Source organism: Nitratireductor sp. OM-1, from assembly GCF_003296175.1.
GTDB classification, from domain to species: domain Bacteria; phylum Pseudomonadota; class Alphaproteobacteria; order Rhizobiales; family Rhizobiaceae; genus Nitratireductor; species Nitratireductor aquimarinus.
Genome location: NZ_CP029208.1, coordinates 1317954 through 1335161 on the forward strand (window position 1 = coordinate 1317954; position 17208 = coordinate 1335161).

A 17208-nucleotide genomic window follows, 5' to 3' on the forward strand; every position below is an offset into this window, starting at 1 on the left:
GATTCGCCGGCGGTTTGAAACGAAAAGGACGCCGGGCTGACGTCTCGATGAACATTCTTGCAATCGACACTGCGGCGGCGCTCTGCGCCGCCTGCGTTTATGACACCGATAAGGACCGCGAACTCGGCCGGCATGTGCTGGATCTGGGCAAAGGACATGCCGAACATGTCATGTCCGTGATCGAGCAGACGCTTGCGAGCGCGGGCCTTGGCTATGACGCGCTTGGGGCGGTGGCCGTTTCGGTCGGGCCGGGCTCGTTCACCGGTGTGCGCGTGGGCGTTTCGGCAGCGCGCGGGCTGGCGCTGGCGCTCAAGGTTCCGGCCATCGGCGTTTCCACGCTGGAGGCGCTTGGAGCCGAGGCGCATGCAGCCATTCCCGGCCGTCCCGTTCTGGTGGCGCTGGGGCAGCGGGTGCAGAATTTGTTTGCCGCCGGTTACGACAGCGAAGGCCGCGCCGTTTTGGCGCCGGAAAGCCTGCCGGTGGAGGCGCTTGCCGAATGGGCGCTGCGCGAGAACGCCGTCGTCTATGGCGCTGCGGCGGCGCTGGTCGCCGAAGCCGCGCCATCCGCACTCGACATTCATTCTGCCGGAGCAACGGCTGACATTGCCACCTTTGCCCGTCTGGCGGCGGCCAAGGGGCCGGGCAGCGAGCCGCCCAGGCCGCTTTACCTGCGCGCGCCGGAAGCGGCTCCCCAGCAGAATTTCGCCCTGCCGCGAAAGGAAGGCTGATGGCGCTCTTTCCAAGACGGCGTGAGTTCGTCGTGCGGCCGCTGGAAGTGGCCGACAGTCTGGTTCTGGCCGACATGCATGCGGAGGGCTACGCCCGCCCGTGGAGCGATGCCGAGTTTGAATCTCTCCTCACGCAGGAGGGCGTGTTTGGCTTTGCGGTCGTGGAAGTGGGGCGCAAGCCCGGGCAGATGGCCGGCTTCGTGCTTGCGCGCCAGGCAGCGGATGAAGGCGAGATCCTCACCATTCTCGTGACGCGCAGTCACAGGCGCCAGGGCCTTGGCCGGCAGCTGATGGATGCGGTTCTGTTCAGGCTGCATGGCGACCGTGTGTCGGCGCTCTTCCTCGAGGTGGACGAAACCAACACGGCGGCAATCGCGCTTTACCGCCGGCTCGGTTTTATGCAGGTGGGCGGTCGACCGGACTATTACCGCGATGCGAGCGGCAACCGCACCAGCGCGCTGGTGATGCGCCGTGATCTTTAAATGGTTTCTGCCAGCGCGGTGTTTCCCCCCGGCGGAGAAATGCTGTAAGCGTCCATCCCTCGCAAGGGGGCCGCACTGGGCCGCAGAGAGGGGCTGATCAAGGGCTGATGTTCAGCACGTTTCGTTTCGTCATCGCGATCCTGGTGATCGCGCTCTACACGCTTCCGCTCATGGTGGTGCAGGAAATCGCGCTGCGCACACCGCTCCTCAGCGACCGCATCGTGCCGCGCCTGTGGCACCGGCTCACTCTGCGCATGCTTGGCGTTCGGGTGCGCATGGAAGGCAGCCCGGCGAAAGACCGGCCGTTGATGATCGTCGCCAACCATGTGTCATGGCTCGACATTCTGGTGCTTGGTTCGCTCGATGGCGTGCACTTCATCGCCAAGTCGGAAATGCGCAAATGGCCAATCCTCGGCACCTTTGCCCGGCAGCAGCGCTCCGTTTTCGTCGAGCGTGAGCGCCGTCGCTCCTCGCCGGAACAGGCGCGCGAGATTGCCGAACGGCTGGCCGATGGCGATCCGATGGTGCTTTTTGCCGAGGGCACGACCGGCGACGGAAACCGCGTCCTTCCCTTCAAGAGCACGCTGTTTGGCGCGGCACAGCTGGCGCTTGCCAGCGACAGGGCCGACAGTGTCACGCTGCAGCCGGTGGCGCTCATCTATGTGCGCAAGGGCGGGCTCCGGCTCGACCGGCGCGAGCGGGCGGCCATTTCGTGGATCGGCGACACCGACCTTCTGCCCAATCTGATCACGCTCTGGCAGTCGCGGCCCATTGATATCGCTGTGCGCTATGGCGATCCGATCCCGTTTCTGGCAAAAGGCGACCGCAAGACCGTCACGCGGGAAGCCGAGGCGCAGGTGCGCGCCATGCTTACGGCAGGCTTACGCGGCACCGAAATTTGACGGATTCATCACATAGCGAAGAATCGTCTGTTTTTTGACACGCAAAAACGTTAGGAAACCGGCATGGAAGAGAATATCGCGCCGGAAAATGGCAGCACCGAAAACACTGGCAACGCATCCGAAATGCGCCCCGCCGACAAGAAGGTTTTCGTAAAAACCTACGGCTGCCAGATGAATGTCTACGATTCGCAGCGCATGTCGGATGCGCTGGCGGCGGATGGCTATGCGCCAACGGACCAGATCGAAGAGGCGGACCTCGTTCTCCTCAACACCTGCCATATCCGCGAAAAAGCGGCGGAAAAGGTGTATTCGGAGCTTGGTCGTCTGCGCGTGCTCAAGGAAGAGCGCAGCCAGGCCGGCCGCGAAACGGTGATCGGCGTTGCCGGTTGCGTTGCGCAGGCCGAGGGGCAGGAAATCCTGCGCCGTGCGCCTGCCGTCGATCTGGTGATCGGGCCGCAGACCTATCATCGCCTGCCCAAGGTGGTGAAGCGCGCGCTCGGCGGCGAGAAGATCGTCGAGACCGAATACGCCATCGAGGACAAGTTCGAGCATCTGCCGCAGCCGCAGAAGCGCGTGGTGCGCAATCGCGGCGTGACGGCGTTTCTGACCGTGCAGGAAGGCTGCGACAAGTTCTGCACCTTCTGCGTCGTGCCCTATACGCGCGGTTCGGAAGTGTCGCGCCCGGTGGCGCAGATCGTTGCCGAGGCGGAGCGCCTTGCCGAGGGCGGCGTGCGCGAAGTCACGCTGCTTGGCCAGAACGTCAACGCCTGGCATGGCGAGGGCGCGGATGGCCGCGAATGGGGGCTCGGCGAGCTTCTGTTCCGGCTGGCGGAAATCCCCGGTCTTGACCGGCTTCGCTACACGACAAGCCATCCGCGCGACATGGATGATGCGCTGATCGCGGCCCATCGCGATCTGCCCAAGCTGATGCCCTATCTGCATTTGCCGGTTCAGTCGGGCTCCGACCGCATCCTCAAGGCCATGAACCGCAAGCACACGGGTGACGATTACCGCCGCCTGATCGACCGCATTCGCGCGGCGCGTCCCGATATCGCCATGTCGGGCGATTTCATCGTCGGCTTCCCCGGCGAGACGGATCAGGATTTCGAGGACACGATGCAGCTCGTGCGCGACGTGACCTATGCGCAGGCCTTTTCGTTCAAATATTCGCCGCGGCCGGGAACGCCGGGTGCGGATCTTGGCGATCAGGTGCCGGAGGCGGTCAAGGACGCGCGGCTTCAGGCGCTTCAGGCGCTGCTCATCGAGCAGCAGCGCGGTTTTGCCAAAAGCCTGATCGGTCGTGAGATGGACGTGCTTCTGGAGAAGCCCGGCCGTCAGCCGGGACAGCGCGTCGGGCGTTCGCCATGGCTCCAGCCTGTGATTGTTGATGAAAAGGCCGGCGAAATCGGCGACATTGTTTCTGTTAGAATCACGGAAGCGGGACCGAACAGCCTGTTTGCCGAACCGGTGTTGTAAAGGAGGGGCGCTTGACCGCCAGCACTGAGTTGAAGAACCAGCCCTCCGGGGCGTCGGACATGGCGCACATCGTGCTGACCTTCGATGACAACAAGCTGGCCAGCGCACTTTACGGGCCTTTCGACGAGAATCTGGCCCAGATCGAGCAGCGGCTTGGCGTCGACATTCGCTCCAAGGGCAATGAGCTCTCGGTGAAGGGAGACAGCGTGGCAACGGCGCAGGCGCGCCGTGCGCTCGACTATCTCTATGATCTTCTCCAGAAGGGCACCGAGCTTGCTCCATCCGACGTGGACGGGGCCGTGCGCCTCGCCATCGCCGCCGATGAGCAGCTGACCCTTCCGACGATGGAGGCAAAGGGAAAGCTCGCCGCGGCGCAGATTTCCACGCGCAAGCGCACCGTGTACGCCCGCTCGGCCAATCAGGACGCCTATATGCGCGCTCTGGAGCGTTCGGAGCTGGTGTTCGGCATCGGGCCGGCCGGCACGGGCAAGACCTTCCTTGCCGTCGCCTATGCCGCCATGCTTCTGGAGCGCGGCGTTGTGGATCGCATCATCCTCTCGCGCCCGGCGGTTGAGGCGGGTGAGCGGCTGGGCTTCCTGCCCGGCGACATGCGCGAGAAGGTCGATCCCTATCTGCGCCCGCTCTATGACGCGCTTTACGACATGATCCCGGCGGAAAAGGTGGAGCGCGCGCTGGCAGCCGACGTGATCGAGATCGCGCCGCTCGCCTTCATGCGCGGCCGCACGCTGGCCAATTCGGTGGTCATCCTCGATGAGGCGCAGAACACCACGCCGATGCAGATGAAAATGTTCCTGACGCGGCTTGGCGAGAATGCGCGCATGATCGTGACCGGCGATCCGAGCCAGATCGACCTGCCGCCCAACACCAAGTCGGGCCTGGTCGAAGCGCTTGAGGTTCTGGGCGACGTGCCCGGCATCGTTACGGTTCGCTTCGGAGAGAAGGATGTGGTGCGCCATCCGCTGGTGGCAGCCATTGTCCGGGCCTACGACAAGAAGACGCGGGACTGATCCGCACAAGCCGATGACTGAAGTTTCCCCTGCCGGTGAGATCCCGGCAATCGACATTGAAATCACCGTTGAAGCCGGTGACTGGGCGCCTGAGGCCGCGCTTCAGGCGCTGGTCGAGCGCGCCATCGGGGCTGCGGCCGCGACAATCGCGCTTCAGCCCGACGAGAGTGGCGCGGTGAGCCTGCTGTTTACGGGCGACGCCGAGATCCGCGTTCTCAATCGCGAATGGCGCGGCAAGGACAAGCCGACCAATGTGCTTTCGTTTCCGGCCCCCGACATGATCAATCCGGGACCGGAACTGCCGCCTCTCGGCGACATCATCATCGCCCATGAAACCGTTGCGCGCGAAGCGGCGGAAGAGGCGAAAACGTTCGATCATCACCTCACCCACCTAATCGTTCACGGTTTTTTGCATATCATGGGATATGATCATGAGACCGATGAAGAGGCGGAAGAGATGGAAGATCTGGAACGCAAAGCGTTGCAGACCCTTGCCATTGATGATCCCTATGCCTAACTGAAGGTCTCAATTGAACAAACGGCCATGACAGAAAACACGATGATCGCAACAGGCGACGCGCCTGGAGGCGAGACGAGATCCCCCGAGGAGGGGGAAGAGGGGTCTAGTAGACCTCCCCCGCGAAGCTCCGGAAGCCGCCTGTCCCTCTGGGAGAGAATGATGGCTGCACTTGGCATTCGAAACGGATCCTCGATCCGCGAAGACCTTGCAGACGCGCTCGACGAGCAGACCCACGGTACTGCTGCCTTCTCGCCCGGCGAACGGGCGATGCTCAAGAACATCCTGAGGCTGCGCGAACTACGCGTCGAGGATGTGATGGTGCCGCGCGCCGATATCGAAGCCATCGAACTCGGCACCACGCTTGGCGAACTGCTCAACGCGTTTGAGAAGTCCGGACATTCCCGCATGCCGGTCTATGGCGAGACGCTGGATGATCCGCGCGGCATGGTGCACATTCGTGATGTGGTCAGCCACATCACCAAGACCGCGCGTGCGAAGAGAAGCCGCAGCCGCAAAACCCCGGAACCGGTGGCTTTTGACCTCGCAAAGGTGGATCTGGATCGCACGATCGGCGATCTCAGCCTTCTGCGCTCGATCCTGTTCGTCCCGCCGTCCATGCTGGCGTCCGACCTGATGGCGCGCATGCAGGCGTCCCGCACGCAGATGGCGCTCGTCATCGATGAGTATGGCGGCACCGACGGTCTCGTATCGCTGGAAGACATTGTCGAAATGGTTGTCGGCGATATCGAGGACGAGCACGATGACGACGCCCCGCTGATCGAGCAGATCGGCGAGGATGCGTTTGTCGTGGACGCCAAGGCGGAGATCGAGGACGTCGCGGAGGTGATCGGCGACGAGTTCCACGCCGAGGAGCACTCCGAGGACGTGGACACGATTGGCGGCGTGATCTTCAATACGCTGGGCCGCGTGCCCGCGCGTGGCGAAGTCGTGCAGGCCATCCCGGGCTTTGAATTCCAGGTGCTCGATGCCGATCCGCGCCGCGTCAAACGTGTCCGTATTGTACACAATCGGGCGGCTGAGCGGCGTCGGCGTGCCACGCGCGCGCCCGAAAACGGGGTGGATCAGGCCTCCTGACCACCGCGTTTACCCCCTGAAACAGGCCCTTATGCACACGAAACAGTTTGCCGAAACGGTTTCAAACCTCGGCAATCTGTAGATACTTCAGCTACGTATGATTCGTGTTGCGCGGGTGGTTTGATGGAAAGCGTCGCCGGACGGCTGATTTTGCTTAGCGGATGGCGGCGCTATTTTGTCGCACTTTTGGCCGGCGGGCTGGCTGCATTTGCGCAGCCGCCGTTTGATTTTTTCGCCGCCTGCTTTGTTTCTTTCCCGATTCTTGTCTGGCTTCTCGATGGCGCGGTTGGCGACGGTCGGGGGCTTCTGGCGCGGCTGCTACCGGCATTCAAAATCGGTTGGTGGTTCGGCTTCGGCTATTTTCTGTTCGGGCTCTGGTGGATCGGCAATGCATTGCTGGTCGAAGCAGAGAACTTTGCCTGGCTCTTGCCGTTTGCTGTCGTCGGACTGCCGGCAGTTCTTGCTGTCTTTTACGGATTGGCTGCAGCGCTTGCGCGATCATTCTGGTCGGACGGAATTTTCAGGCTCGTTGCTCTCGCCTTTGCTTTCGGCGTCATCGAATGGATTAGAAGCGTCGTCCTGACGGGCTTTCCGTGGCATGCAATTGGTTATGCCGCCATGCCGACTTTGCTGACGATGCAATCGGCTAAGCTGGTCGGATTAGCCGGGATGAATTTCCTTTCAGTCCTTGTATTTTCCATGCCTGCATTGCTTGGCACGCGACGTCATCTCTTCGTTGGAATGAGTATTGCGATTGGTCTTGTCGCTATACATTTGGTCTATGGATACATAAGTCTTTCTACTGCCAGTGATGCCGAGAAGACCATCGCCGTTCGCATGGTCCAGCCGTCAATAATGCAGACCGAGAAATGGGACGCCGAGGAGCAGGCGCGCATCTTCGATCTGCTGCTTAGCCTGTCCCGTCAGCCTGCAATCGACGGTGCGCCAAAGCCAAGCGTCATCATCTGGCCCGAGACCGCGGTGCCTTTCCTGTTCACCGATCGCCCCGAAGCGCTGGCGGAACTGGGCGACCTTCTGGACGAGGGGCAGATCCTGATCACGGGGGCGGTGCGCTCGGAGCCGGGCGAAACGCTGGCCGCGACGCGTTACTACAATTCAGTGGTGGCGATCGGGCCGGACGGTTCGATCCTCGATGCGGTCGACAAGGTCCATCTGGTGCCGTTCGGCGAATATGTGCCGCTCGCCAACTTGTTGAATAAGCTTGGAATTGAAGAGCTCGTGCAGTCGGCAGGGCCGTTTACCGCTGGCGGATCCCGGCACGCGATCTCGCTCAATTCGGATGTTAATGCTTTACCTTTTGTTTGCTATGAAATCATTTTTCCGTGGCTTGTCGATGGCGCTGCGGAGAAGGCGGATGTCCTTCTGAACGTCACCAATGATGCATGGTTCGGCGTGTCGCCGGGGCCCTATCAGCACTTCCGCCAGGCACGCCTGCGCGCCATCGAAAACGGCGTTCCCCTGGTGCGTTCAGCCAATTCAGGCATCTCGGCCGTGGTGGATTCAACGGGCCGTATAGTCGATGCATTCGACCTCAATGTTGTCGGTGTTATGGACGTCGCGGTCCCCCTCGATAGAAATAATCAATTTAAATTTTTAAAGCCGGGAACCAACTGGCTGTTTATCGCGTTTGGTTTTGGGTTCGTGCTTTTGATGTCAAGTATTGTTCGACGGCTGAGGGCGAATTGACATCGCCCCTTCAAGCTACGCATAGTGGATAAGCCGACTACATCGCAGTTCGATTTTCGCAGGCTTGGGGCTCTGTGAGTCGGGCTGGTACGTCGGTCAATGGCAACCCCGTGCCGGATGGCGAGGGAAGTGATGAACAAAAACAAGAAAAAACCGAATCCGATCGATATTCATGTTGGTGGTCGGATCAGGCTTCGTAGAAACATGCTTGGTATGAGCCAGGAGAAACTTGGCGAGAGTCTGGGCATAACGTTTCAACAAATTCAGAAATACGAGAAGGGCACAAACCGCGTCGGCGCCAGCCGGCTTCAGGCCATTGCTTCGGTCTTAAGCGCGCCGGTGTCGTTTTTCTTTGAGGGCGCACCGGGCGAAGACACGGAGTCCGCGAAGGGCATGGGCGAGGAGAGCGCCGACTTCGTTGTAGACTTCCTCAACAGCAGCGAAGGCGTTCAGCTGAATCGTGCTTTCGTGAAAATTTCGGACCCCAAGGTCCGCCGGCGGGTCATTGACCTCGTCAAGGTTCTGGCCACCGAAAACCAGGATTGAGCCAGGCTCGATCTCATCCATTCAAACAGTTCGATGGATTGATCACGACCCAGGTGCGGGGAGTGGGCGTATGTCCACTTCCCGTTTTGACTCGTGTGACCGCCGTTTTGCTTGACGTTTGAGGCAGAGCTTGGCTAACAGGGGGCGCCTGTTGCCGGCATATTGACCGGCTTCTTCTCAGAGGGGATACCCGTGGCGCGCAAGAACTATCTCTTTACAAGTGAATCCGTTTCCGAAGGCCATCCGGACAAGGTGTGTGATCGCATCTCGGACGAGATCGTCGATCTGGTCTATCGGGAAGCCAAGAAGTGCGGCATGGATCCGTGGAAGGTCCGTGTTGCGTGCGAAACGCTGGCCACGACCAACCGCGTCGTGATCGCCGGTGAGGTTCGCGTCCCCGAGACGCTGCTCAAGCGGGACAAGCAGACCGGCGAGATCGCCACGGATTCCCAGGGCAATCCGCTGATCAACCCGTCGCGCTTCCGTTCGGCTGCGCGCCGCGCAATCCGCGCCATTGGCTATGAGCAGGACGGTTTTCACTGGAAGACCGCGAAGATCGACGTGCTGCTGCACGGCCAGTCTCCCGACATCGGCCAGGGCGTCGACAATGCCGCCGACCGTCAGGGCGAAGAAGGCGCTGGCGACCAGGGCATCATGTTCGGTTACGCCTGCCGCGAGACGCCGGACCTGATGCCGGCGCCGATCTACTATTCGCACAAGATCCTTCAGCTTCTGGCCGATGCCCGCAAGGCGGGTGAAGGCGATGCCGGCAAGCTTGGCCCGGATGCGAAGGCGCAGGTTACCGTCCGTTACGTGGATGGCATGCCCAAGGAAGTGACGGAAATCGTTCTGTCCACCCAGCATCTCGATCCTTCCTGGAACAGCGCCAAGGTGCGTGAAGTCGTCGAGCCTTACATTCATGAGGCGCTTTCTTCCGGCGGCATCGGAATCGCGGCTGACTGCAACTGGTACATCAACCCGACCGGCAAGTTCGTCATTGGCGGCCCGGACGGCGATGCAGGTCTCACCGGCCGCAAGATCATCGTCGACACCTATGGCGGCGCAGCGCCCCATGGCGGCGGCGCGTTCTCCGGCAAGGACACCACCAAGGTGGACCGTTCCGCAGCTTACGCCGCGCGTTACCTGGCGAAGAATGTCGTTGCGGCCAATCTTGCCGAGCGTTGCACCATCCAGCTTTCCTACGCCATCGGCGTTGCCCAGCCCCTGTCGGTCTATGTGGATCTGCATGGCACAGGCCGCGTCTCCGAGGAGGAGCTGGAAGTGGCAATCCGTGAGGTGATGGATCTGTCGCCGAGCGGCATTCGCCGTCATCTCGACCTGAACCGCCCGATCTACGCCAAGACCGCAGCCTATGGCCATTTCGGTCGCAAGGCAGGGCGTGACGGTTCGTTCTCCTGGGAGCGCACCGATCTGGTGAAGGCTCTCAAGCAGGCAGTCGCAAAAGCCGCTTAAGGCGGCTTTTGCTGGATTTTTCGGAACGACACATGGCTGAAGAACGGCGCACACGATCAACGGAAGCCTTTTTCGGCCGTCGTCACGGAAAGCGGCTGCGTCCCAGGCAGGACGCAGCCCTTGCCGCCCTTCTGGACGGCGCATTGATCGATCTGGGTGAGGCGGCGCCTGCCGATGTGCGGGCGCTGTTTCCCGGTTCGGTCGAAAATGTGCGGCTGGAGATCGGTTTCGGCGGTGGCGAGCACCTGCTCAGCGAGCTGGCGCGCCATCCGCAAAGCGGTTTCATCGGTGTGGAGCCCTTCGTCAACGGCATGGCCAAGCTGGCCTCGGCGGTCGATGAGGCCGGCGGCGTACCGTCCAATCTGCGGATTTACAATGATGACGCGACGGAGCTTCTGGACTGGCTTCCCGAGGCGTCCATAAGCGGGATCGATCTGCTTTATCCCGACCCGTGGCCGAAGAAGAAGCACTGGAAGCGGCGGTTCGTGAACCCGGTCAATCTGGACCGGTTCGCACGCGTGCTGAAACCCGGTGGCCGGTTCCGGTTTGCGTCCGATATCGACACCTATGTCGACTGGACCTTGCTGCACTGCGATGCGCATCCGGCTTTCACCTGGCCGGCGCAGAGTGCGGATGACTGGCGCGAGCCCTATGAAGGCTGGCCGGGAACGCGTTACGAGGCGAAAGCCATCCGTGAGGGCAGAACGCCTGCCTATCTCACTTTTCTCAGGGGCTAGGCTGGGGCCATTCTCAGGCCCGTGAGCATTGTGCCGTCAGGTGGTGTCGCCTGACCGGCAGCAATTCCAGGAAAAGTGGGAACCGGTTTTCCGTCCGGAATTGCGTAAAGACAATGAGTTCGGGCATTCTCGCGTTTCAACGAAAAGCGGAAATGCTCTAGCACAGGGTAACAGGCCTGAACGGCCGCATTCTTAACGGTTGCGCGTGGCGTAAAACTGCTCGGGATCAATGCCGAGACGGCGCAAATCGGCATCCGGTGCGCGACGGCGATTGCGGACTGCGGACGACACGGCGACCGCGCTTTCGATAACGCCGAAAAATTCACCGATTCCAGACACGAAGCTGCGTGCGGACATCTCTCTGCTCCTTCAATTGTGCGATGCAGCATAGTTAGGCCGCAGCCGGAGATTTGGGAACCGACGTTACGGCAGGGCTGCCATGCATTTGTGCGGTGCAACAATTGCGCGCCGGGTTGCCAGCAGCGCGCCGGCAAATGCAGCGCGGGCCTTGAAAAGAAGCAGCGTCTCGGCTATATGAAGTTCAAATTCTTGGTCGATATGACGGAGAGTGGGTCCCGCCGGTCCCGCTCTTTTTTGTTAGATACGACCGTCCGGAGGTTGGATGACGGCAATTTCAGAAGACAGGAACGACGATGATCGGCTGATCCGCGAAAGCGGAATCGAGGCGCGCGTTGCTGCGATCATCATCCCTGTTCTTGGGGCAATCGGCTATCGTCTGGTGCGCGTCCGCATGACCGCGCAGGACGGTGCGACGCTGCAGATCATGGCCGAGCGGCCCGACGGCACGATGACCGTCGAGGATTGCGAGGAAGTCAGCCGGGCGCTTTCGCCCGTGCTTGATGTGGAAGATCCCATCGATACGGCCTATCAGCTTGAGATCTCTTCGCCGGGCATCGACCGCCCGCTGGTGCGCAAGGAAGATTTCGCTGCGGGTGAAGGGCATCTGGTCAAAATCGAAACCTCGATCCTGCTCGACGGGCGCAAGCGCTTCCGCGGCTTCATCGTCGAGAACGACGAGGAAACCGTGACGATCGAGCCGGAAACGGTCGAGGAAGATGGGGACGAGGATGTCCTCTTTGGTATCCCCTTTGAGGCGATTGCCGAGGCACGGCTTGTCCTGACGGACGATCTGGTGCGCGACGCCCTGAAGCAGGAAAAGGAAGAGCGCCGCGAGCGCAAGCGCAATCGCCGCCCTTCCGCATCGGAAAGGGCCGCGCAGCGGTCCGCCAAACAAGACGCAACTGAGCCGGCCGGGGACGAAGAACCCGGAACCCACGCCGAAGGAGAGTGATATGGCAGTCAGTGCGAACAGGCTGGAGCTTCTCCAGATCGCCGACGCGGTGGCCCGCGAGAAGTCCATCGACAAGCAGATCGTCATCGCCGCCATGGCCGATGCCATCCAGAAGGCCGCGCGGTCGCGCTATGGTCAGGAGACCAATATCCGCGCCGACATCAACCCGCAGACGGGTGAGATGAAGCTGCAGCGCCTGATGGAAGTCGTCGAGAATGTCGAAGAGCCGGCACGCGAGATTTCCATGCGCGATGCCCGCACGCGCAATCCGGACGCACAGCCCGGCGATTTCCTCGCCGAGCAGCTTCCGCCCATGGATTTCGGCCGCATCGCCGCACAGTCCGCCAAGCAGGTGATCGTGCAGAAGGTGCGCGAGGCCGAGCGCGACCGTCAGTATGACGAGTACAAGGATCGCATCGGCGAGATCGTCAACGGCACCGTCAAGCGCGTCGAATATGGCAATGTCATCGTCGATCTGGGCCGTGGCGAAGCGATCATCCGTCGCGACGAGCTGATCCCCCGCGAAATCTTCAAATATGGCGACCGCGTCCGCGCCTATGTCTATGACGTGCGGCGCGAGCAGCGCGGCCCGCAGATCTTCCTGTCGCGCACGCATCCGCAGTTCATGGCGAAGCTCTTCACCATGGAAGTGCCGGAAATCTACGACGGCATCATCGAGATCCGTTCGGTGGCCCGCGATCCGGGTTCGCGCGCGAAGATCGCGGTCATCAGCCACGATTCCTCGATCGATCCGGTCGGCGCCTGTGTGGGTATGCGTGGTAGCCGCGTTCAGGCGGTTGTCGGCGAGCTTCAGGGCGAGAAGATCGACATCATTCCGTGGAACGAGAACGCCGCTTCCTTCATCGTCAACGCACTGCAGCCGGCCGAAGTCGCCAAGGTGGTGCTGGATGAGGACGCAGAGCGCATCGAGGTTGTGGTGCCGGACGACCAGCTTTCGCTGGCCATTGGCCGCCGCGGTCAGAACGTGCGCCTGGCGTCGCAGCTCACCGGCTGGGACATCGACATCCTGACCGAGGAAGAAGAGTCGGGCCGCCGCCAGAAGGAATTCACCGAGCGTTCGTCGCTCTTCATGGATGCGCTGAACGTCGACGAGATGGTTGGCCAGGTGCTCGCTTCCGAAGGCTTCAGCAGCGTCGAGGAAGTGGCTTACGTGGACTCCGGCGAGATTGCCTCCATCGATGGCTTCGATGAGGAAACAGCCGAAGAGATCCAGATGCGCGCCCGCGAATATCTCGAGCGCATCGAGGCCGAGTTCGACGCCAAGCGCAAGGAGCTGGGCGTTGAGGACGAGCTGCGGGAGATCCCGGGCATCACCACCGCGATGATGGTTGCCGTCGGCGAAGACGACGTGAAGACCATCGAGGACTTCGCAGGCTACGCCGTCGACGATCTGGTTGGCTGGAAAGAGCGCAAGGACGGCGAGACCAAATTCGAGCCGGGCGTTCTGTCGAAGTTCGACGTTTCGCGCGCCGAGGCCGAGCAGATGGTTGTGGCCGCCCGTCTGAAGATGGGCTGGATTTCCGAGGAAGACCTCGTGACCGAGGCTGAGGAAGAGGCAGAAGCCTCTGCTGAGGTTGAGGCCGAGGCAGTGGAAGGCGCTGAAGAAGCTGCCGTCGAGGGTGCGGAAGCGCCCGAGAAGGCAGAAGGCGCAGAGGCCTGATATGATGGCTGCAGAGCGCGTGACGGTCCCCGTGACACATGCAGCGCGCTCTGCAAACCTGTTTGATCGTGGTCCTGTGGAGCCGCGCTGCGATGCGCGTTAGCAGGATGTTCTGGAGATATCGTGGAAGACATGAACGACCGCAAATGCATTGTCTCGCGCGAGGCGCGACCTGCGGAGGACCTGATCCGGTTCGTCGCGGGCCCGGACGGCATGGTCGTTCCCGATCTGAAGCGCAATCTACCGGGACGTGGGTGCTGGGTCACTGCTGACCGCGCCCATGTCGACAAGGCAGCGGAGAAGAACCTTTTCGCCCGCGCCTTGAAAACTTCGGTCAGGCCGCCAGATAATCTCGGCGCTCTGGTCGATGAATTGCTCTCAAAAGCCGCTCTCGGCTCTCTTGGGCTTGCGCGCAAGGCCGGAGCCGTGGCATTGGGTGCGGCGAAGGTTGAGGCTTCGGTGCGCAGTGGCAAGGCCTATGGCGTGTTGCATGCCCGCGAAGGCTCGCATGACGGGGTTCGCAAGATCACCGCTGCCCGACGCGCGGTGGTTCATATGGGCGGACCAGCGATACCGGCTTACAAACTCTTTTCCGAAGAAGAAATGAGTTTGGCATTGGGAGCCACAAATGTGATACATGCTGCCGTGTTCGGGCGGGACGCGGGCAAGGCGGCGCTGAAACGCGTAAATGCGCTCGGGACTTTTCGAGGCGAAAGCGCGGACAAACCGGCAGCGGTTGCACTGGGCACCGCAGAGGATGTGGAATGACGGATACGAAAACCGGTGACGACAAGACGCTGAGCGTCGAGAAGAAGAAAACACTGACGCTGAAGCGGCCCTCCGTTGAGCAGGGCACCGTGCGCCAGAGCTTCTCGCATGGACGCTCCAAGTCTGTCGTCGTCGAGACGAAGAAGCGAAAGTTCTCGCGGCCTGATGAACGCGGCGAGGCGGCTCCGGCGCCGACACCCGCACCGGCCCCGACTCCGGCGGCGGCAAAGCCGAAGCCGGCTGCGCCCAAGCCTGCGCCGCAGCGCCATCGTGAGCGTCCGCGTCCGCCGCAGGGCGGCAACCGTTCCGGCGTGGTTCTGAACGAACTCTCCAAGGAAGAGCTGGAAGCGCGCCGTCGCGCCCTTCAGGATTCCAAGGTTCGTGAGGCCGAGGAGCGCAAGCGCGCTGCCGAGGACGCCAAGCGCCGGGCAGAAGAAGAAGAGCGCCGTGAGCGCGAGCGGGCAGAATCCGCACGCCGCCAGGCCGAAGAAGAAGAGCGTCTCAAGGCCGAAGCCGAAGCGCGTCGTCGCGCAGAGGAAGAAGCCAGCCGCCGCGCACCGCCGGCTCCCGCCGCAGAGGCGACGCCCGCCCCCGCGCCGAGCGACGATGGCGATGCCCGCTCCAAGAGCAAGGGCACGCCGATCAAGCGCGCCGCGCCCAAGGTTGAGGCTCCGCGCACGCCTGCAAAGCCGCGCACCGACGATCAGCGTCGCCGTGGCAAGCTCACGCTCAATCGCGCGCTTTCCGACGATGGCGAGACGCGCGGACGTTCGCTCTCCTCGATGCGTCGCCGCCAGGAGAAGTTCAAGCGCGCCCAGCATCAGGAGCCGCGTGAGAAGATCGCCCGCGAGGTGGTTGTTCCCGAGACGATCACCATCCAGGAACTCGCCCAGCGTATGGCCGAGCGCGCCGTGGACGTGATCAAGTTCTTCATGAAGCAGGGCCAGATGTTGAAGCCCGGCGACGTGATCGACGCGGACACCGCCGAGCTGGTGGCCGAGGAGTTTGGCCACACCGTGAAGCGCGTTGCCGAGTCCGATGTGGAAGAGGGCCTCTTCAACATTGAGGACAAGACAGAGGACCTGAAGTCGCGTCCGCCGGTCGTGACCATCATGGGCCACGTCGACCACGGCAAGACCTCGCTTCTCGACGCGATCCGCAAGGCGAACGTCGTTTCGGGTGAAGCCGGTGGCATCACCCAGCATATCGGCGCATACCAGGTCGAGCAGGACGGTCAGAAGATCACCTTCATCGATACGCCCGGTCACGCCGCCTTTACCGCGATGCGCGCCCGTGGTGCGGAAGCCACCGACATCGCCATCCTCGTGGTGGCAGCTGACGACAGCGTGATGCCGCAGACCATCGAGTCCATCAATCACGCCAAGGCTGCCGGCGTTCCGATCATTGTTGCCATCAACAAGGTCGACAAGCCGGAAGCAGACCCGAACAAGGTCCGCACCGAGCTGCTGCAGCACGAGGTGTTCGTGGAATCCATGGGTGGTGAAGTCCTCGACGTCGAGGTCTCCGCCGTCAAGGGAACCAACCTCGACAAGCTGCTCGAAGCCGTTCTGCTGCAGTCCGAGGTTCTGGAACTCAAGGCCAACCCGGATCGCTCCGCCGAAGGCGTCGTCATCGAAGCCAAGCTCGACCGCGGTCGTGGCTCGGTCGCCACCGTGCTGGTGCAGGCCGGCACGCTCAAGACCGGTGACATCATTGTTGCCGGCAATGAGTGGGGCCGTGTGCGTGCGCTGATCGACGATCATGGCGACCAGGTGAAGGAAGCTCCGCCCTCCATGCCGGTTGAGGTTCTGGGTCTTCAGGGCCCGCCGCAGGCCGGTGACCGCATTGCGGTTGTCGAGAGCGAAGCCCGCGCCCGCGAGATCTCCGAATACCGCCAGCGTCTGGCGCGCGAGAAGTCCGTTGCCCGCCAGGCGGGTCAGCGCGGTTCGCTCGAGCAGATGATGTCGCAGCTGCAGGACACGGGCCTGAAAGAGTTCCCGCTCATCGTCAAGGGCGACGTGCAGGGCTCCATCGAAGCCATTGCCGGCGCGCTCGACAAGCTGGGCACCGACGAGGTTCGCGCACGCATCGTTCACTCGGGTGCCGGCGCGATCACGGAAAGCGACGTGTCGCTGGCCGAGACCTCGGGCGCCGCGATCATCGGCTTCAACGTTCGCGCCAACAAGCAGGCGCGCGACGCAGCCGAGGATGCAGGCATCGAGATCCGCTACTACAACATCATCTACGACCTCGTGGATGACATCAAAGCGGCCATGTCCGGCCTTCTGTCGCCGGAGCGTCGCGAGACCTTCCTCGGCAACGCCGAGATCCTGGAAACCTTCAACGTCACGAAGGTCGGCAAGGTTGCCGGTTGCCGTGTCACCGAAGGCAAGGTCGAGCGTGGCGCCGGCGTGCGTCTCATCCGCGACAGCGTGGTGATCCACGAAGGCAAGCTGAAGACGCTCAAGCGCTTCAAGGACGAGGTTTCCGAAGTGCCTGCCGGTCAGGAATGCGGCATGGCGTTCGAGAACTACGAAGACATTCGCCCCGGCGATGTCATCGAGGCCTATCGCGTCGAGATGGTCACGCGCTCGCTCTAGGTCGTCGTGCGTCCATCCGGACGCACAAAGGACGACCCGGATTGTTGATGGAGCATCGGAACTGCCGAAAACCGGTTTTCACTTTTCGGTCCGATGCTCTGGTGCGCGTACGTTTGGAACGTGGAAGATGGGGCACTTGATGCCCCATCTCTC

General features: G+C 62.1%; 16 protein-coding genes. 15 read left to right on the forward strand and 1 reads right to left on the reverse strand.

Features of this window, described 5'->3' with window-relative positions:
- Nucleotides 1–47: 47 nt before the first annotated feature.
- The 11 genes from tsaB (at nt 48) to DEJ54_RS06330 (ending at nt 10694) form a co-directional block, all read left to right on the forward strand.
- Nucleotides 48–728, forward strand: a complete 681-nt coding sequence (tsaB, locus tag DEJ54_RS06280) for a tRNA (adenosine(37)-N6)-threonylcarbamoyltransferase complex dimerization subunit type 1 TsaB (protein WP_113153812.1) — start codon at nt 48–50, stop codon at nt 726–728.
- Nucleotides 728–1210 carry a ribosomal protein S18-alanine N-acetyltransferase gene (gene rimI, locus DEJ54_RS06285; protein WP_113153813.1) on the forward strand — a complete coding sequence of 161 codons (483 nt, stop codon included), beginning with the start codon at nt 728–730 and terminating at the stop codon, nt 1208–1210. The genes tsaB and rimI overlap by 1 nt, the downstream gene beginning before the upstream one ends.
- Before the next feature lie 107 nt (nt 1211–1317).
- A complete protein-coding gene (locus tag DEJ54_RS06290) occupies nt 1318–2112 on the forward strand; it encodes a 1-acyl-sn-glycerol-3-phosphate acyltransferase (protein WP_113153814.1) in 795 nt (264 codons plus the stop codon).
- A 123-nt stretch (nt 2113–2235) separates the two neighbouring features.
- The gene (gene miaB / locus DEJ54_RS06295) at nt 2236–3588 is read left to right on the forward strand and encodes a tRNA (N6-isopentenyl adenosine(37)-C2)-methylthiotransferase MiaB (RefSeq protein WP_245447796.1); all 1353 of its coding nucleotides are present in this window, start codon (nt 2236–2238) and stop codon (nt 3586–3588) included.
- Nucleotides 3589–3647: 59 nt separating this feature from the next.
- On the forward strand, nt 3648–4616 hold the full coding sequence (locus DEJ54_RS06300; RefSeq protein WP_113153816.1) for a PhoH family protein: 969 nt from the start codon (nt 3648–3650) through the stop codon (nt 4614–4616).
- A 13-nt stretch (nt 4617–4629) separates the two neighbouring features.
- A complete protein-coding gene (gene ybeY, locus DEJ54_RS06305; RefSeq protein ID WP_113153817.1) occupies nt 4630–5133 on the forward strand; it encodes an rRNA maturation RNase YbeY in 504 nt (167 codons plus the stop codon).
- Between the two features lie 162 nt (nt 5134–5295).
- Nucleotides 5296–6231 carry a hemolysin family protein gene (locus DEJ54_RS06310; protein ID WP_113156120.1) on the forward strand — a complete coding sequence of 312 codons (936 nt, stop codon included), beginning with the start codon at nt 5296–5298 and terminating at the stop codon, nt 6229–6231.
- 123 nt (nt 6232–6354) lie between these two features.
- Entirely contained in the window at nt 6355–7938 is a 1584-nt protein-coding gene (gene lnt / locus DEJ54_RS06315) for an apolipoprotein N-acyltransferase (RefSeq protein WP_113153818.1), read from the forward strand.
- 132 nt (nt 7939–8070) lie between these two features.
- Nucleotides 8071–8484 carry a helix-turn-helix domain-containing protein gene (locus tag DEJ54_RS06320; RefSeq protein WP_113156121.1) on the forward strand — a complete coding sequence of 138 codons (414 nt, stop codon included), beginning with the start codon at nt 8071–8073 and terminating at the stop codon, nt 8482–8484.
- A 192-nt stretch (nt 8485–8676) separates the two neighbouring features.
- Complete coding sequence (metK, locus tag DEJ54_RS06325; protein WP_113153819.1) at nt 8677–9957, forward strand: methionine adenosyltransferase; 1281 nt, start codon at nt 8677–8679, stop codon at nt 9955–9957.
- Nucleotides 9958–9989: 32 nt separating this feature from the next.
- The gene (locus tag DEJ54_RS06330) at nt 9990–10694 is read left to right on the forward strand and encodes a tRNA (guanosine(46)-N(7))-methyltransferase TrmB (RefSeq protein ID WP_113156122.1); all 705 of its coding nucleotides are present in this window, start codon (nt 9990–9992) and stop codon (nt 10692–10694) included.
- Nucleotides 10695–10886: 192 nt separating this feature from the next.
- Here DEJ54_RS06330 and DEJ54_RS23335 read toward each other — a convergent pair whose 3' ends face one another.
- A complete protein-coding gene (locus DEJ54_RS23335) occupies nt 10887–11051 on the reverse strand; it encodes a hypothetical protein (protein WP_204360859.1) in 165 nt (54 codons plus the stop codon).
- A gap of 265 nt (nt 11052–11316) precedes the next feature.
- Here DEJ54_RS23335 and rimP point away from each other — a divergent pair, with 265 nt between their 5' ends.
- The 4 genes from rimP to infB all read left to right on the forward strand — a co-directional run bounded on the left by rimP (nt 11317) and on the right by infB (nt 17055).
- A complete protein-coding gene (rimP, locus tag DEJ54_RS06335) occupies nt 11317–12006 on the forward strand; it encodes a ribosome maturation factor RimP (protein WP_113153820.1) in 690 nt (229 codons plus the stop codon).
- 1 nt (nt 12007) lies between these two features.
- Nucleotides 12008–13687 (forward strand): transcription termination factor NusA, encoded by a 1680-nt coding sequence (gene nusA, locus DEJ54_RS06340; protein WP_113153821.1) that lies wholly within the window; start codon nt 12008–12010, stop codon nt 13685–13687.
- Nucleotides 13688–13819: 132 nt separating this feature from the next.
- Nucleotides 13820–14455: an RNA-binding protein gene (locus tag DEJ54_RS06345; RefSeq protein WP_113153822.1), complete on the forward strand. Its 636-nt coding sequence runs from the start codon at nt 13820–13822 to the stop codon at nt 14453–14455.
- Nucleotides 14452–17055: a translation initiation factor IF-2 gene (gene infB / locus DEJ54_RS06350; protein WP_113153823.1), complete on the forward strand. Its 2604-nt coding sequence runs from the start codon at nt 14452–14454 to the stop codon at nt 17053–17055. The genes DEJ54_RS06345 and infB overlap by 4 nt, the downstream gene beginning before the upstream one ends.
- The last annotated feature ends 153 nt before the right edge of the window (nt 17056–17208 follow it).

Bases quoted from the DNA above. Each gene is read 5' to 3' on its own strand.
- DEJ54_RS06345 (WP_113153822.1), top strand. From the start codon at position 13,820: ATGAACGACCGCAAATGCATTGTCTCGCGCGAGGCGCGACCTGCGGAG.
- miaB (WP_245447796.1), top strand. From the start codon at position 2,236: ATGCGCCCCGCCGACAAGAAGGTTTTCGTAAAAACCTACGGCTGCCAG.
- tsaB (WP_113153812.1), top strand. From the start codon at position 48: ATGAACATTCTTGCAATCGACACTGCGGCGGCGCTCTGCGCCGCCTGC.
- DEJ54_RS06320 (WP_113156121.1), top strand. From the start codon at position 8,071: ATGAACAAAAACAAGAAAAAACCGAATCCGATCGATATTCATGTTGGT.
- DEJ54_RS06300 (WP_113153816.1), top strand. From the start codon at position 3,648: ATGGCGCACATCGTGCTGACCTTCGATGACAACAAGCTGGCCAGCGCA.
- DEJ54_RS06330 (WP_113156122.1), top strand. From the start codon at position 9,990: ATGGCTGAAGAACGGCGCACACGATCAACGGAAGCCTTTTTCGGCCGT.
- DEJ54_RS06290 (WP_113153814.1), top strand. From the start codon at position 1,318: ATGTTCAGCACGTTTCGTTTCGTCATCGCGATCCTGGTGATCGCGCTC.
- DEJ54_RS23335 (WP_204360859.1), bottom strand. From the start codon at position 11,051: ATGTCCGCACGCAGCTTCGTGTCTGGAATCGGTGAATTTTTCGGCGTT.
- nusA (WP_113153821.1), top strand. From the start codon at position 12,008: ATGGCAGTCAGTGCGAACAGGCTGGAGCTTCTCCAGATCGCCGACGCG.
- infB (WP_113153823.1), top strand. From the start codon at position 14,452: ATGACGGATACGAAAACCGGTGACGACAAGACGCTGAGCGTCGAGAAG.
- lnt (WP_113153818.1), top strand. From the start codon at position 6,355: ATGGAAAGCGTCGCCGGACGGCTGATTTTGCTTAGCGGATGGCGGCGC.
- ybeY (WP_113153817.1), top strand. From the start codon at position 4,630: ATGACTGAAGTTTCCCCTGCCGGTGAGATCCCGGCAATCGACATTGAA.
- rimP (WP_113153820.1), top strand. From the start codon at position 11,317: ATGACGGCAATTTCAGAAGACAGGAACGACGATGATCGGCTGATCCGC.
- DEJ54_RS06310 (WP_113156120.1), top strand. From the start codon at position 5,296: ATGGCTGCACTTGGCATTCGAAACGGATCCTCGATCCGCGAAGACCTT.
- rimI (WP_113153813.1), top strand. From the start codon at position 728: ATGGCGCTCTTTCCAAGACGGCGTGAGTTCGTCGTGCGGCCGCTGGAA.